12 protein-coding genes are annotated in these 16,314 nt (G+C 65.2%); 3 read left to right on the forward strand and 9 right to left on the reverse strand.

The features are described from left to right. Positions 1 to 44: 44 nt before the first annotated feature. The 7 genes from ACN9MU_RS20655 to ACN9MU_RS20685 form a co-directional block, all read right to left on the reverse strand. The gene (locus ACN9MU_RS20655; RefSeq protein ID WP_426162294.1) at positions 45 to 398 is read right to left on the reverse strand and encodes a hypothetical protein; all 354 of its coding nucleotides are present in this window, start codon (positions 396 to 398) and stop codon (positions 45 to 47) included. A 6-nt stretch (positions 399 to 404) separates the two neighbouring features. After that, positions 405 to 752, reverse strand: coding sequence for a copper-binding protein (locus ACN9MU_RS20660; RefSeq protein WP_426162295.1), 348 nt, complete (start codon positions 750 to 752; stop codon positions 405 to 407). Between the two features lies 1 nt (position 753). Further along, positions 754 to 3,888, reverse strand: a complete 3,135-nt coding sequence (locus tag ACN9MU_RS20665) for an efflux RND transporter permease subunit (protein ID WP_426343390.1) — start codon at positions 3,886 to 3,888, stop codon at positions 754 to 756. Continuing rightward, on the reverse strand, positions 3,885 to 5,366 hold the full coding sequence (locus ACN9MU_RS20670; protein WP_426318441.1) for an efflux RND transporter periplasmic adaptor subunit: 1,482 nt from the start codon (positions 5,364 to 5,366) through the stop codon (positions 3,885 to 3,887). The genes ACN9MU_RS20665 and ACN9MU_RS20670 overlap by 4 nt, the downstream gene beginning before the upstream one ends. Beyond that, a complete protein-coding gene (locus ACN9MU_RS20675; protein WP_426343391.1) occupies positions 5,363 to 6,613 on the reverse strand; it encodes a TolC family protein in 1,251 nt (416 codons plus the stop codon). The genes ACN9MU_RS20670 and ACN9MU_RS20675 overlap by 4 nt, the downstream gene beginning before the upstream one ends. A gap of 77 nt (positions 6,614 to 6,690) precedes the next feature. Then, positions 6,691 to 7,065, reverse strand: a complete 375-nt coding sequence (locus ACN9MU_RS20680; protein WP_426162300.1) for a hypothetical protein — start codon at positions 7,063 to 7,065, stop codon at positions 6,691 to 6,693. Positions 7,066 to 7,275: 210 nt separating this feature from the next. Next, the gene (locus ACN9MU_RS20685; protein ID WP_426343392.1) at positions 7,276 to 8,331 is read right to left on the reverse strand and encodes a LacI family DNA-binding transcriptional regulator; all 1,056 of its coding nucleotides are present in this window, start codon (positions 8,329 to 8,331) and stop codon (positions 7,276 to 7,278) included. A gap of 105 nt (positions 8,332 to 8,436) precedes the next feature. Between ACN9MU_RS20685 and ACN9MU_RS20690 the strand changes: the two genes are divergently transcribed. After that, positions 8,437 to 10,878 (forward strand): family 20 glycosylhydrolase, encoded by a 2,442-nt coding sequence (locus tag ACN9MU_RS20690; protein WP_426162302.1) that lies wholly within the window; start codon positions 8,437 to 8,439, stop codon positions 10,876 to 10,878. A 103-nt stretch (positions 10,879 to 10,981) separates the two neighbouring features. Beyond that, a complete protein-coding gene (locus tag ACN9MU_RS20695) occupies positions 10,982 to 11,791 on the forward strand; it encodes a pre-peptidase C-terminal domain-containing protein (RefSeq protein ID WP_426343393.1) in 810 nt (269 codons plus the stop codon). A gap of 8 nt (positions 11,792 to 11,799) precedes the next feature. Here ACN9MU_RS20695 and ACN9MU_RS20700 read toward each other — a convergent pair whose 3' ends face one another. Together ACN9MU_RS20700 and ACN9MU_RS20705 are read right to left on the reverse strand one after the other, a co-directional pair. After that, positions 11,800 to 13,335 (reverse strand): hybrid sensor histidine kinase/response regulator, encoded by a 1,536-nt coding sequence (locus tag ACN9MU_RS20700; protein WP_426336045.1) that lies wholly within the window; start codon positions 13,333 to 13,335, stop codon positions 11,800 to 11,802. Beyond that, positions 13,328 to 14,821 carry an ATPase domain-containing protein gene (locus ACN9MU_RS20705; RefSeq protein WP_426343394.1) on the reverse strand — a complete coding sequence of 498 codons (1,494 nt, stop codon included), beginning with the start codon at positions 14,819 to 14,821 and terminating at the stop codon, positions 13,328 to 13,330. The genes ACN9MU_RS20700 and ACN9MU_RS20705 overlap by 8 nt, the downstream gene beginning before the upstream one ends. A gap of 317 nt (positions 14,822 to 15,138) precedes the next feature. Between ACN9MU_RS20705 and ACN9MU_RS20710 the strand changes: the two genes are divergently transcribed. Beyond that, complete coding sequence (locus tag ACN9MU_RS20710; RefSeq protein ID WP_426343395.1) at positions 15,139 to 16,314, forward strand: MFS transporter; 1,176 nt, start codon at positions 15,139 to 15,141, stop codon at positions 16,312 to 16,314.

Here is a 16,314-nt window from a genome sequence, read left to right on the forward strand (position 1 = left end):
CTCCGCCGCGCAAGGCGGCGCCTCTTGTGGAAAATCCTGGAAACTCAGGAAGCGTGGTGGCGCGGGGGGCGTTCCGGGCCATCGGGGATATGGCTGGCATGGCAAGCCGGCAGCAAGCCAAAGTGCGGGTCGGTGCCGTCCCAGGACGCCGACGCGACGTTCGGGTCCGGCAATGCGGCCGAAGCGCAGCAGCAAGTGACGCAGGCGCCGCAAGCCGTATGGCCCACGTCCTGCAGCACGCTGGCGCCCTTCTTTACCGCTTTGACGTCATGGCGCAGCGACTGCCTGGGCTGGTGCTCGCCGATTTCGCAAGACAGTTGCACGACGCTGGCCAGCGCTTGCAGGGGCAAGGCCAGCATCAGCAGCCACAGCATCCATGTCCTGACGAATCGGTTCATGCTTTTTTACTTCGCAACTTCGATGGCGGTGACCGTCATGGCGCCATTGGCATTTTCAACGGTGAAGCGCACCTTGTCGCCGGCTTTCACCTTGTCCAGCATGGCGGCGTCCTTGACGCGGAATACCATCGTCATCGCACCCATGCCGAGGTTTTTCAGTTCGCCGTGCTTGATGGTCAGCTTGCCGGATGGCTTGTCGACTTTCTTGATTTCGCCATCGGTGGTATCGGCCACGGCGCTTGTCGCCTGCTGGTCATGGTCGGCGTGTCCGCCATGGTCGGCCATCGCTGGCACGCCGGCCATGACGGCTGCCGCCAGGATTGCTGCTTGCAGGGTGGTGTGGATTGCTTTCATATTAATTCTCCATAGATTGTTTGCGCCGCCGAAGCAGCAAGTATGCCGCAGGTACGACAAATAACGATAGCAGGGGCGCGGACAACATTCCCCCCACCATCGGTGCAGCAATGCGCTGCATGATTTCAGACCCCGTACCGGCTCCCACCATGATCGGCACCAGGCCAGCCACGATGACCGTCACCGTCATGGCTTTCGGCCGCACCCGCAACACCGCGCCTTCACGAATGGCGTCCAGCAGCTCCGCCTCGCCGTGGCGCCCTGCCGCTTCGCGCGCTTCCCACGCATGTTTGAGATAAAGCAGCATGATCACGCCGAATTCGGCCGCCACGCCGGCCAGGGCGATAAAACCAACGCCGGTAGCCACCGACAGGTTATGGCCGAGCCCCCACAGGAGCCATACCCCACCAGCCAATGCAAACGGCAGCGTGGCCATGATCAGCGCTGCCTCGTCGGCGCGGCGGAACGTCAGGTACAGCAGCACGAAGATAATCAGCAGCGTAGCGGGCACCACCACCTGCAGGCGCGCCGTTGCGCGCTCCAGGTACTCGAACTGGCCCGACCACGACACCGAATAGCCAGGCGGCAGCTTGACGCCGGCTGCGACGGCTCGCTGCATTTCCTGCACGGCAGAGCGCAAGTCGCGGCCATGGATGTCCACGTACACCCAGCCCGAGAGCCGCGCATTTTCGCTGCGCAGCATCGGCGGGCCATCGCTGATGCGCACCGTGGCCACGTCGGCAAGACGCAGCTGTGCGCCACGCTCCGTCAGCAGCGGCAAGGCGCGCAGGCTCTCCAGCGAATCGCGCAGTTCGCGCGGGTAGCGTACGTTGATGGGAAAGCGCTGCAGGCCTTCAACGGTTTCGCCGACGTTGTCGCCGCCCACCGCGCTGGCGATAATGCTTTGCACTTCATCGATATTCAGGCCGTAGCGCCCCGCTGCCGCTCGGTCGATTGCCACATCAATGTAGCGCCCTCCGTTCAGGCGTTCCGCCAGCGCCGACGACACGCCCGCCACCGGCCGCACCACGCGCTCGATCTCGGCGGCGATGCGGTCGATCTCCTGCAGGCTGGCGCCCGACACCTTGATGCCGACCGGGCTCTTGATGCCGGTCGCGAGCATGTCGATCCGGTTGCGGATCGGCGGCACCCAGATGTTGGCCAGGCCCGGCACCTTGACGATGCGGTCCAGCTCCGCCACCAGCTTGTCCGGTGTCATGCCCGGCCGCCACTGGTCGCGCGGCTTGAACTGGATGGTGGTCTCGAACATTTCCAGCGGCGCCGGGTCGGTGGCCGACTCCGCGCGGCCTGCCTTGCCGAAGACGCTTTGTACTTCCGGCACTGTCTTGATCATCCGGTCGGTCTGCTGCAGCAGCTGCTGCACCTTGCCCGCGCCAATGCCCGGCAAGGCCGAAGGCATGTACAGCAAATCGCCTTCGTCCAGCGGCGGCATGAATTCGCCGCCCATGTGCGCCAGCGGCCAGAGCGACAGCACCGCCACCGCAGCCGCCACGGCCAGCGTGGCCTTCGGCCATTGCAGCACGCGCTCGAGCAAGGGCCGGTACACCGCAATCAGCCAGCGATTAAGGGGATTGGCATGTTCGTCGGGAATTCGGCCCCGAATCAGATAGCCCATGAGGACCGGAATCAGCGTCACTGCCAGCCCCGCTGCCGCCGCCATCGCATACGTCTTGGTGAAGGCGAGCGGGGCGAACAGGCGCCCTTCCTGCGCTTCCAGTGTGAACACCGGGATGAAGGACAGCACGATGATCAGCAGCGAGAAGAACAGCGCCGGCCCCACTTCCGCAGCCGCCGCGGCAATCACCTGCCAGTGTTCTTCGCCTTCCAGCGACCTGCCGGGATGGGCATGGCGCCATGCTTCGATATGCTTGTGGGCGTTCTCGATCATCACCACCGCCGCATCGACCATGGCGCCGATGGCAATCGCGATCCCGCCCAGGGACATGATGTTGGCATTGACGCCTTGGTAATGCATGATCAGGTAGGCAGCCAGCACGCCCAGCGGCAGCGAGACGATGGCCACCAGTGCGGAGCGCAGGTGGAACAGGAACACGGCGCAGACCAGGGCCACGACGACGAATTCCTCCGCCAGCTTGGTCTCGAGGTTGCTGACCGCACGCCGTATCAGGTTGGAGCGGTCGTACACCGGCACGATTTCCACACCCGGCGGCAGGCTGGCCTTGAGCGCCGCCAGGCGTGCCTTGACGGCATCAATCGTCTGCAAAGCGTTTTTACCGGAACGCATGACGATCACGCCGCCCGCCACTTCGCCCTCGCCATTCAAGTCGGCGATGCCGCGCCGCATTTCCGGGCCGAGCTGGATGGTTGCCACGTCGCCCAGGCGCACCGCCACGCCGCCCTCGCTGGCCGTCAGGGGAATCTGGCGGAAGTCTTCCAGCGAGCGCAGGTAGCCCGATGCGCGCACCATATACTCCGCTTCCGCCAGTTCCAGCACCGAGCCGCCGGTCTCCTGGTTGGCGCGGCGGATCGCGTCGATCGCCTTGCCGTGCGTGATATTGAAAGCGCGCAGCCGCGCCGGGTCAAGCAGCACCTGGTACTGCTTGACCATGCCGCCAAGGCTGGCCACCTCCGCCACGTTCGGTACCGCCTTCAGTTCGTACTTGAGGAACCAGTCCTGCAAGGCGCGCAGCTGCGCCAGGTCATGCTTGCCGCTGCGGTCGACCAGGGCATACTCGAACACCCAGCCCACGCCCGTCGCATCTGGCCCCAGCGAGGCGCGCGCCTGCGGCGGCAGTCGTGACTGCACCTGGTTCAGGTACTCCAGCACGCGCGAACGCGCCCAGTAGGGGTCGGTGCCGTCCTCGAACAGCACGTAGACAAAGGAATCGCCGAAAAAGGAATAGCCGCGCACCGTGCGCGCGCCCGGCACCGACAGCATCTGCGTGGTCAGGGGGTAAGTGACCTGGTTTTCGACGATCTGCGGCGCCTGCCCGGGGAAGCTGGTGCGAATGATGACCTGCACGTCCGACAGGTCCGGAATCGCATCGAGCGGCGTGCGCTGCAGCGCCCATGCGCCCCATCCTGCCAGCAGCACGGACGCCAGCAGCACGAGGAATCGGTTACGGATCGACCACAGGATCAGCTTCGCGATCATTTCTGCTCCCCGTGCTGATGCGTTGGAGCGGAAGCCGGCGCCATCGACGTAACCTGGAAGCTGCCGTCCGCCTGCTGCACGAACTCGAAGCTCACATGGTCGCCCGCCGCGACACGCAGCGGCAAGCCGCCTTGCGGCAGCTTGAAGGCCATCGTCATGGCGGGCCACTTGAGCGTGGCGATCGGGCCATGCGACAAGGTGATCTCGTCCTTATCCACAGCTTCCACAGTCGCCTCGCCGCGATGCGCCAGCGGCGCCGGGCCGGCCATGCGCTGGCCGCTGCCTTTCAGGCTCGCTTCCGAGTCGACCAGGAACTGCCCGGAGACCGCCACTTTCTGCCCAGCCTGCAAACCGGCGCGGATTTCCACTTGCCCGCTGCTCTCGGCGCCCAGCTCCACCTGCACCGGGGCGAACTTGCCAGCCCCCTCTTCCACCATCACGACGTTGCGCGTACCGGTGCGGATCACCGCTTCCGAAGGCACCAGCAAGGCTGTCTGCCGCCGGCCCGGCGCAAACGACATCGTCACGAACATGCCCGGCGCCAGCCGCCCGCCCGGATTGGACAACTCGATGCGTGCGCGAATGGTGCGCGTCGCCGCATCCACCTGCGGCAGGATCGCCGCCACCTTGCCGTGCAACTCCTTGTCCGGCAAGGCCGCGGCACGTGCCGTGACATCGGAGCCGACCGGTACCTGCGCCACCGCATTTTCCGGCAACTCCGCATTCACCCACACCGTCTCCAGGCCATTGATGCTGTATAGCGGCGCCCCGGCGGCGACGGCCATGCCTTCGCGCGCGGCCAGTTCCGTCACCACGCCGGCACGCGGCGCGACCAGCACCTGGCGCGCCAGCACGCGGCCGCCCGCCTCCACCTGTTGCACCTGCTGTTCGCTCATGCCCGCCAGGCGCATGCGCTGGCGCGCAGCATCCAGCAGCCCCGGCGCAGCGCCAGCCTGCATGCGGCGCACGGCCAGGAATTCTTCCTGCGCCGCCACCCAGTCCGGCATGGTGACCTCGGCCAGCGGCTGGCCGCGCCGCACCGCCTCCAGCGGCGCGCGTACCATCACGCGTTCCACAAAACCGTTCGAGCGGGACTGGACAACCGCCACTTCCCGCTCGTCAAAAGCCACGTTGCCGACCGCCGACACGGCCAGCGGCAACGGGGCGCTGGAAACCAGCGCCGTGCGTACGCCAAGGTTTTGCTGCACGCGCGGGCTGATGCTGACCGTGCCGGCGTCGCCGCCCTCGTCGGCGTAAACCGGCACCAGGGCCATGTCCATATACGGCGACTTGCCCGGCTTGTCGAATTTCTGTCCAGGCACCATTGGATCGTGCCAGTACAAGGGCTTGCGGCCCACCACAACTGGAGCCTGTGCCGGCGCCGCCTGTCGCTTGCCCAACTGGTAGCCGCCGATGGCACCCACGGCGCCCAGCGCGCCTGCCGCCACAATGGCGGCGATCATTGCGTTCTTCTTCATGGGTGGCCTTTCGCCGGCTGGATGTACGTCAGTTGCGCCCAGGTGCGCGCATTGTCGCGTTCGAGCTGCAATGCCTGCAGGCGCTGCTCGCTCTCCGAGCGGCGCGCCGCCATTACCTCCACCAGGCCAGCCTTGCCCCCACGGTAGGCGGCAAGGACCGCCTCCGTGCGCGCACTCGCCAACGGCAGTACCTCCTTCTCGTAGCGCGCGATGCGCTCGCGGCCAGTCTGCCAGTCGGCCAACTGGCTGCGTATCTCCGCCACGTGTTCGCGCAGCGCTTCGTCGCGCTCGGCCTGCGCCTGCCCAGCCATCGACAGCCGGGCCGACAGCTCGCGCTCCTGGCGTTGGTCGCGATCCCACTGCAGCGGTACCGACACGCCAAACGACACCATGCCCGGATAGCCGGGCCCGCGCTGCTGCAGCGCCACTTCAACGGTCCAGTCGGCACTGCGGTTGGCGCGCGCCAGTCCCGCTTCCGCCTGCGCCAGTTCGGCCTGGCGCGTCAGCACCGCCACCTGCGGGTGATGCTCGAGCGTCGCTTCCAGGTTCGCCGGATCAAGGGCAATGCTGCCGGTATCGACGCTGCCATCGAGCGCCACGTCCACCGGCTCGCCGGTCCAGCGCGCGAGCATGATGGCGGCATTGCGCGCCTGCTGCCCCAGCTCCGTTGCACGATCCTCCAGCACCAGCAAGGCCGCGCGCGCATCGAGCAGGCCGGACTGGGTGCCGCGGCCGCCACGATAAGCCGCTTCCGCCGCCGCGATTTCGTCGCGCGCCAGGGCGGCTTGCCGGGCCAGTTCCGCTTTCATGCGCTCGAGATGGTAGCGGTCGAGCCAGGCGATCGCGGTATCGCGCTGGATGTTCGCCGCCAGCGCCTCGGCCGCGGCCTTGCTGCGCGCCGCTTCGCTCTCGAAGCGGGCAGCCCGCCAGCGGCGCTTGTCGCTGCTGGTCAGCTCCTGCATGACGCCAATGCGGCGCATGGTCATCGAATCCGCGCCGATGCGGTAGCGATCCGCACCGCTGACGGGAAGGTTGTCGACGCCGGCTTTCAGCACCGGGTCGGGCAATTGCGCCGCTGCGACAGCCATGTCGCGTGCAGCATCGGCAGCATGGCCTTGCGCCGCCAGTTGGCGCGAACGCTCAACGGCGCGTTGCTGCGCCTGCGCCAGCGTCAGCGCAGGAGCCTCGGCGGCGAACGCCAGGGCGCAGCCAAACGCAAGGCAGCGCCAGATAAATGGGGAAAACATGAAACCTCCAGAGTGCAAAGGAAACCACGCGCAGGCCACGCAGGCAGGCGCGAGACGTCATCAGGCAATCTGGAAGGTCAATGTCGGAAGCAGCAATGCTCTATGGAGTGAGGCGGAGATAGACTGCGCGTCATATCTGGCGGCGCGGCAGCCCCTTCGCTGGACTCGAGGGCCCAAGCGTCGGCAACCACGGTCCCTGCCAGGTCGGCAGCGATGAATGGCAGCACGGGCGGCAAATCGGGCTTGTCCAGCGATTGCTTGGCGGCCAGGTTGCTCGCCTTCGCCTTGCACAGGCTGGGCTGCGCCGGGTCCATGCCGGCGCACTGGGCGCCGGTGGCGACCGGGTTTCCGGCGGTCGGACAGGCATAGGACGCCACGGCAAGCTGCATGAACAGCATGCTGAACAGCGCCACCACAGCGGCCACGATCCTGGAAGTCCGGCGGAATTTCATGGGGGCGATAATAGACCGTTTCTCTCAATCGATCAATGACTTCACCATTATTCTGCCGTCCGTCGCCCGCGGAAGCGCTGGTGCATGGGCGGACTGGCAGCGCTGCCATTTAATTACGCAGCGCGATTTTTCTTTTTCAAATCATCGCCTTAACGCGCAGCCCCGGTGCTTGTTAACAGGCTTTTCCACAGAAAGCGTTAACAAGTTCGCTCAGGAGCGGCGCTTCCGGGCGCGCGCCGAAGCAGCGGAGCCTGGCGCAGGCCCGGTCGACTCGCGCACCACGAACTCGCTCGGGAATTCGATGCGCTGGCGGCGTCCGGATTCGCCGCGGATGCGGCGCACCAGCTCCTGCACGGTGGCCTGTGCCATGGCTTCAAACGGATGCCGCAAGGTGGTCAGCGGCGGCTGCATCATCGATGCGGATGGAATATCGTCGAACCCGATGATCGATATGTCTTCGGGAATCCGCAGGCCCTTTTCGCGGATGGCGTTCATCGCCCCCTGCGCCATCGCATCGTTGGCAGCGAAGATGGCAGTCGGCGGTTCGGCCAGTTCCAGCAACCGCCTGCCGCCTTCCAGCCCCGACTGCTCGTTGAAATCGCCTGGGTAGACCAGGGCCGGATCGGTCTTGATGCCGGCATCGGCCAACGCTGCGAGATAGCCGCGCTCACGCACATCGCTCTGTCCCGTGTATGAACTGCCGCGTATGAAGCCGATACGGCGGTGGCCCAGTTCAAGCAGGTGCGTTACCGCATCGTGCGCACCGTTGAGGTTATCGCCGCGTACCACCGGCAAGCTGGTCTCATGCCGGAAATAGTTCACCAGGATGATGGGGCTGGCACTCTTCTCCAGCGTTTCCAGGTAATCGTCGCTCATGCGCGGCAGCACATAGACCAGGCCATCCCACAGGCCATGCAGCAACTGGCTGACGCGCTTGCCTTTGCCGCCCCCCATGTCGCCCAGCGAGTTATAGATGAAAAGATCCATGTCGAACTTGCGCACTTCCTCGCTGAGCGCCGTCACGAAGCAATTGACGACTGCCGACGACAAGTCGTTCACGACCACGCCAATGACATTGGTTTTCCCGCCCTTCATCATGCGCGCCAGGGCATTGGGCGTGTAGCCGAGCTGCCTGGCTGCCGCCTGCACCTTGGCCCTGGTTTCGTCCGAGGCATAACCATCGCCACTCAGTGCGCGCGAAGCAGTCATCACCGATACGCCGGCAACCTTGGCCACATCGGCCAGCGTCACACCCGCTTTTTTCATTTTCACCTGCCGTCCGTTAACGTTATCCGTATTGTAGCGAGAGATGTAGCAGGTAAGGCAACTTTATGCTAGCGTTACCAATTCTCAACGAAACAAGCTGATCCCATGACTTCAAAACGTTTGCTTGTTAGCCTCGCGCTGCTGCTGGCGCTCCCCGCCGCCATGGCGGCGTCACCCACCGCTAACGGCGAACGCCTGCAAGTACGCTGGGAGCTGCAGGACGGAGGCAAAGGCGGCCGGCTTGAAGTCAGGAACCTGGACCACCATCCCCTGCCGGCGCAAGGCTGGGCGCTCTACTTCAACTGCATCGAATGCGCCGTGGCAGGGCCGCTGGCTGGCCAGTTGGCGATCGACGCGCTGGATGGCACCCTGTACCGCCTGCGCCCGCAACCGGGCTTTCGCGGCCTCGCACCGGGACAGTCGCTGAACGCGGTCTACCGCGCTCCCAGCGCCGACGCCAAGGCCTACCGCGCCCCTTCCGGCCTGTACCTGGTCTATGAGGCGGCGCCGGACAAGTCGCAAGCCGTTGCCGATTACCGCATGCTGCCGCTGCCGCGCCCGGACCAGCTGGGAAAAGGCCAGGCGGTAACAGCCCAGGACCTGTACCAGCGCAACGCAGGAACCGATGTGCTGCCTGCCGGCGCCCTGCCGCCAGTCTTTCCCACTCCGCTGCACCTGCAGCAAGGTGCCGGCACGCTGCACCTGGCGGCGGCGCCCGCCCTCGTGGTCGCCGACGGGCTCGAACCGGAAGCCGCCCTTGCCGCCAGCCTGCTCAAGCAATACTGGCCCGCCGGCGCACGCGCGCCATCCAGCGCCACCTTGCGGCTCTCAGTCGGCGCCGTCGCCGGCCAGTCGTCGCCGGAGGCCTATACCCTGGCCGTAACGTCCGATGGCATTGCCATCACCGGCAACAGCGCCGCCGGGGTGGCGCACGGCCTGCAATCGCTGCGCGACCTGTTGCCGCTGCCCGGCGCCGGCCGGCAGCAAGCAGTAGAGCTGCCGCTGCTGGCGGTGACCGACGCTCCGCGCTTCGGCTATCGTGGCCTGATGCTGGACGTCAGCCGCAATTTCCAGCCCCGGCAAACCGTCTTCCGCCTGCTCGACCTGATGGCGCGCTTCAAGCTCAACGCCTTCCACTTCCATCTGACGGACGACGAGGGATGGCGCCTTGAAATCGCCGGCCTGCCGGAACTGACCGGCATCGGCGCGGTGCGTGGTCACAGCGCAAAACCTGGCGTGCGCCTGCAACCCGACTACGGTTCCGGCCCCAGCGCCAGCGATCCGCACGGCAGCGGCTACTACTCGCGCGCCGACTACATCGAGATCCTGCGCTATGCGGCAGCCCGTCACATCGAGGTCATCCCGGAAATTGAAATGCCCGGCCATGCGCGCGCCGCAGTCAAGGCCATGGAGGCGCGCTATCGGCGCATGAAGGCCGCCGGCCAGGCCGGTGCCGGCAAATACCTGCTGAACGACCTGGACGACCGTTCGCAATACAAATCAGCACAGAACTTCCATGACAACGTGATCAATCCGGGCCTGGAGTCCAGCTATGCCTTCATCGAGCACGTGGTGGGCCAGGTCGCAGCCATGCACCGCGAAGCGGGCGTCCCCTTGCGCACCCTGCACGTCGGCGGCGACGAACTCGCGGCGGGCGCCTGGGAAAAATCCCCCGCCAGCCGCAGCCTGATGGCGCGCCGCAAAATGCAGTCCACCGCCGACCTGTGGGATTACTTCTACGACCGGGTCGACGCCATCGTGCGCCGGCAAGGCGTGGCAACCGCGGGGTGGGAAGAACTGGGCACGCGCAAGCTGATACCGAACCCGCATTTCGCCCAGCGCGGTTTCCGGCTGCACGTCTGGAACAACGTCGGCGCCGCGGCCGACCTGGGCTACCGGCTAGCCAATGCCGGCTACGACGTGATCCTCGCGCCCGCCACCAGGCAATACCTGGACATGAGCCACAACCTCAATCCCGACGAGCCGGGCGTGAACTGGGCCGCCTATATCGAGCTCGATGACGTCTACAACTTCATCCCGTTCGACAAGAGCTTGAGCGACGCCGGCAGGCAGCGCATCCGCGGCCTGGAAGCTGCGCTGTGGACCGAAACCATCCGTGATCCTGCACTGATCGACTACCTGCTGGTGCCGCGCCTGCTGGCCATGGCCGAACGCGCCTGGGCCGCCGATCCTGCATGGGCCACCGAATCCGATTTCGCCCGGGCCTCCGCCTTGCACCGAGCCGAATGGTCGCGCTTCGTCAATGCACTGGGCCAGCGCGTGCTGCCGCGCCTCGACCTGGAGCCTGCCCCGCTTGGGCCCGTCCATTACCGCATCGCACCGCCCGGGCTGTCGAGGGATGGCGGCAAGGTCCACGCCAATCACGCCCTGCCCGGCCTGGCGCTGCGCTACACCAGCGACGGCACCGAACCGCATGCCGCCAGCCCGCTGGTAGCGGGGCCCATCGCCGATCGCGGCCTGATCCAGGTGGCCGCCTTCGACCGCAACGGCAGGCGCGGCGCCGTATCGCGCATCGACAATCCCTGATCGTTTCGTGCGCCGCGTGACGCGCAGGCCGAATTGCCGTATCCTCCCGGAGCAGTATTGCCTTAAATACAACATTGTGAAATTATTTATTCCGGGAGACTACATGAAGAGCATATTGGGCGCCCTGGCGCTGGCATTTTGCGCAGCGCAGGTTTCGGCAAACGCCAACACGATTTACCTGACCCGCCACGCCGAGAAATCGGCCACCGGCACCGACCCTGTGCTGACCGCGGAAGGCCAGGTCCGCGCCACCAACATCGCCGCCACGCTGAAGGACGCCCAGGTCAGGCACATCTACTCGACGGCATACCAGCGCACGCAGCAGACTGCGCACCCCCTGGCCGCCTACCTGAACCTGCCGGTCACCACGTACGATGGCGGCCAACTGGCGACGTTCGCGCAGCAATTGCGCGCCTTGCCCGACAACGCGCTGGTAGTCGGCCATTCCGACACCACGCCCGAGCTGATCCGGCAACTAGGCGGCGATCCGGGCAGCGCCATCGCGGAAACGGAGTTCGACCGCCTGTACCAGATGACGTTTGGCGCGGACGGATCGGTCACCACCACCCTGCTGCATTCGATGCCAAGCACCCTGAACCTGCCTTGCGCCAGCGTGACGCTGAACCAGTCCAACCTGTCCGCCACGGCCGGCAACTGGCTGTACTTCAGCATCAACGTGCCGGAATGCGCGAATACCCTGAACGTGAACATGAGCGGCGGCAGCGGCGACGGCGACCTGTACGTCCGCTTTGGCGCGCAGCCGACTGCCAACGATTATGCTTGCCGCCCCTACAAGACCGGCAATGCCGAATCCTGCGCGCTGGCCAACCCGCAAGCCGGGACCTGGTACGTTGGCATCCGCTCCTACGCCACTTTCAGCGGCGTCTCGCTGAACGCCAGCGCGGCCCAGTAAGCACGCGGTCAGGCGCGCTGCAAGGCCTGATCCCGGATCTCGGACAGGTATTTGCGCAGCACATTCAAATCCACCGGCTTGACCAGGTAATGCTGCATGCCGGCGTCGGATGCGTGGCGGCGCGCCTCGTCGTGTCCCCAGCCGGTCATGGCGATGAAGACAATGTCTTCGCCGCCTTCCATCTCATGGATGCGCCGCGCCGCTTCATGGCCCTGCATGTCGGGCAGGCCGATATCCATCAGAATGGCATGAGGACGAAATCGTCCAGCCAGGGCGATCGCGGCCTGCCCGTCGTTGGCTTTGGCGACCGTGCAGCCCTCCATTTCCAGCATCACCTGCAGCATGTCCGCGCCATCTTCATTGTCGTCCACAACCATGATACGCAGCGAGTCATCGGAATGCGCCGAGGATGGTCCCGCAGCAGAGCGCTCCTTGCTGCGGCGCTCAGGCACCACGATCGGCATGCGCAGTACGAACTCGCACCCCTTGCCGACGCCCGCGCTGGCGACCGAGACGCTGCCACCATGCATGTTCGTGAAGCGCTGGGTCAGGCTAAGCCCGATCCCCAGGCCGCCGAGTGAATGCGAGCGCCCAGCCCGTCCCTGGACGAACAGGTCGAAGATGCGCGAGCACGCCTCCGGTTCAAGCCCGGCGCCATGGTCACGCACAGTGAACACGATATCCTTGTCGTCCACGTCGGCGTACAGGTGGATGGTCGAGCGTGGCGGCGAGAACTTGGCGGCGTTGCCCAGCACATTGGCCAGGCTTTGCACCAGGCGCGCACGGTCGCCGAACAACAGCACGCTGCCCGCCGGCTGGCGCAGGTCCAGCGTATGGCCCGCCGCGTCGATCTGCTGGCGGCAAATTTCCACCGCATGTTGCAGCACTGTCGCCAGGCTGACGCGCTCGCGTTGCAGTGCAACTTTGTCGTTGGTGATGCGGGCCACGTCGAGCAGGTCGTCCACCAGGCGCGTCAGGTGGCGCACCTGTCGTTCAACCACCTGGCTGATGCTGCGCACTTTGGGATCGGTGCCCGGTATGGTATTCAGCACATCCATCGCCGTGCGGATCGGCGCCAGCGGATTGCGCAACTCATGGCCAAGGATAGCCAGGAATTCATCCTTGCGGCGGTCGACCTCGCGCATTTCATACTGGCGGCGGCGGGCACGCCCAGCCGAGAGCGCCGCGCTCACCAACGTTGCCCTGCGCACCGGGCGCTCCAGCAGCGTAACGTTGCCGACTTGCTCAAAGATCCTCTGCACTCCAGGCGAATCGAGCCCCTCCTTGCTCAATACCAGCACCGGCAAGTCGGACCAGGCCGGCTGGACAGCGAGGAAGCCCGTGATCTCGCGCAGGAATGCATCGTTGAAGGCCTCTTCGACCACGAACAAGCCTGCCGCCCCCTGCTGCAGTTCTTTCACCACATCGCCCAGTTCAGTGCAAATATGGCAGGCCAGGCGCGCCTGGCCCAGCACCTGGCCGATCAGGCGAGCATCCTTGCCGACCGGGGCAAATATGACGATACGATGCTCCAGCTCACTCATGCCCTGCTTCCTTCTTCCCGTTGGATATGCTCACGGGCACCCCGGTCAGGATGCCGCGGAAGCCTTTCAGCACGAGTCCCACTTCGATCCCCTTTTCGCCGATCGAGAAGGCGCGCAAGGTGGTTTCATGCTTGCTGCCGCGTTTCTTGAAGACCGACACGGCCTTGTGGATTGTGCCGTCGGCTTCGTAGTAGCGCAGCAGCAGCACATTATCAGCGAGGTAGCTGACGTCCACATTGGTGCCCGTCGGGCCGATCACGCCCTGTTGCACGCCGACCAGCATGGTCGCCACCCCACGCCGCCCCAGGTAGGTCAGCACTTCGCGCAATTGAATGGTGAGGAAGCGTGCTTCCGGCATCGCATTCATATAGCCATTCAAGCTATCGATCACGATCACCTTTGCCCCGTCGTCGGCAGCTTTGCAGACCGTGTGCGCAAACTGTCCCGGCGACAGTTCAGCCGGATCGATCTGGTTGACGGTCAGCAATCCCGCAGCCAGCGGCGTGCGCAAATCCATGCCGATGCCATCTGCGCGGTTCAGCAAGGTACTAAAATCCTCCTCGAAGACGAACATGGCTGCCTTCTGCCGGCGGTCCGTGACGGCCTTGACGAATTGGGCCGCAAGGCTCGACTTGCCGGTGCCAGGCGGGCCCGAAATCAGGGTGCTGGAACCCTCTTCAATTCCGCCGCCAAGCAAGGCATCAAGGGACGGCAGCCCGCTTCTCACCTGGCCCCGCTGTACCAGCTCGCGTGAGTCTGCCGCCACAATGCGCGGATAGGCAACCGCGCCGCCGGAAATGATCACGTAGTCATGTGGCCCGCGCCGGAAGTCGATGCCGCGGTACTTCAGCACACGCAGCACGCGGCGTTCGGCCCCATAGCCCGATTCAAGCTGCTGCAGCGAAATCACGCCGTGCGCGATGCTGCGCACCTGTTGGTCGCCGCCCACGGCCGCTTTGTCGTCGAGGAACAGCGCGGTGCAGGCGCGCTTGGCGAAATACTGCTTCAGCGCCAGCACATGCCGCCGATAGCGCAAGGGATTGCCAGCCAGTAGCTGCAGTTCCGACAAGGAGTCGAGTACCACCCGGGTAGGACAGAGCCGCTCAATCTGCGCCAGGATCAAGCGGTTGGTCTCGCCCAGCTCGATCTCAGAGGGATGAAACACGGTATATTGTTCGTCAGGATCAAGCACGCCTTCGGCTGGGATGATTTCGTACACGGTGATGCCGTCCATCCGGAAGCCGTGCGATTGCGCCACCGCACGCAGTTCTACTTCGTTCTCCGCCAACGTAATGTATAGCACCGTTTCGCCGCGCTGGGCTCCCTCGATCAGGAACTGCAGCGCCATCGTGGTCTTGCCCGTTCCGGGATCGCCTTCCAGCAGGTACAGGCGCTCCTTGGTCAGCCCACCGGCCAGGATGGTGTCCAGGCCAGCAATGCCGGTCGAGATGAAGGCATCCGTCTGCTTGTTCTGCGGCTGGAGCATGGCTGTCCTGCACTAAGATTGTCGATAAAACACTATAGCAGGTGTTGCCGAACGGCTCGTTTCGATTGCCCTTTATTTGCGCACGATAACTTTCCTCAATTGAATCAATTACTTGCCTGGCCGTGCGCAGCCTTGTTAACAGGGTTTTCCACAGAAACCGTTAACAACTTCCGGTCGCCGAGCAACCATTGCAGGCAGCGGCAAGGCAAGAGAATTGTTGAATTCAAATCAAAAGTGTTTGGCAAATCCTGGGCTTAATCCGCAAATATTGCCCCGGTACACTGCGATCCATTGAAAAACTCCAGGAGTGTCTTCCAATGCGATCCTCTACCGCCCTGTTAGCCCTTGCCACTGGCGCCTTCGCCATCGGCACCACCGAATTTACCCCCATGGGCTTGCTGCCCGTGATCGCCGACGGCGTCAATGTCAGCATTCCCACCGCCGGCATGCTGGTTTCGGCCTATGCTGTCGGCGTCATGGCCGGCGCGCCGGTGATGACCTTGCTGTTCAGCCGCTTCGGCAAGCGTGCCGCCCTGATGGCGCTGATGCTGATCTTCACTGTCGGCAACGTGCTGTCGGCCTTTGCGCCGAGCTATACCACCCTGCTGCTGTCGCGCCTGATCACCAGCCTCAACCATGGCGCCTTCTTCGGCATCGGCGCCGTGGTGGCCGCCAGCGTCGTGCCGAAGGAGAAACAGGCCAGTGCCATTGCGGCCATGTTCATGGGCCTGACGGTCGCCAATATCGGCGGCGTGCCGGCCGCCACCTGGATCGGCCAACAGGTCGGCTGGCGCGTCGCCTTTGGCGGCACCGCCGTGCTGGGGCTGGTCACCATCGCCGCGCTGTGGCTGGCCTTGCCCAAAGGAGAACCCGGCACGCCGCCCGACCTGCGCCGCGAACTGAAAGTGCTGGTGCGTCCCGAAGTGCTGCTGGCGATGGGCACGACCGTGATGGGTTCCGGCGCCATGTTTGCGCTCTATACCTATGTGGCGCCAATCCTGGCCGAGATCACCCACGCCGGCCCTGGCTTCGTCGCCTTTGCCCTGGTGCTGATCGGTGTCGGTTTCACGCTCGGCAACAGCCTGGGCGGCCGCCTGGCCGACTGGTCGCTCGATGGCGCCACCAAGCTGATTCTCGCCGCGCTCGCCGTTACCATGGCGGTACTGCCGCTGGTCATGCAGACCGAGGCCGGCGCTGCCATCGGCCTCGTGATCTGGGGCGCTGCGGCTTTTGGCATCGTGCCGCCCGTGCAGATGCGCGTGATGCATGCGGCGGCGCAGGCTCCTGGCCTGGCCTCCTCCGTGAACGTCGGCGCATTCAACCTGGGTAACGCGCTTGGCGCGGCGCTGGGCGGCGTGGTGATCAGCCAGGGCCTGGGCTATGGCGCGGTACCGCTGGTTGGCGCCGCGCTGGCTGCCGGCGGCCTGGCACTGGTCTGGCTTGGCAATGCCGGCCGCCGCGATGCGTCGGCCTCCGCCGCTTCCTCGGCTTGA

Source organism: Pseudoduganella sp. R-32 (assembly GCF_049913245.1).
Lineage (GTDB): Bacteria > Pseudomonadota > Gammaproteobacteria > Burkholderiales > Burkholderiaceae_D > Rugamonas.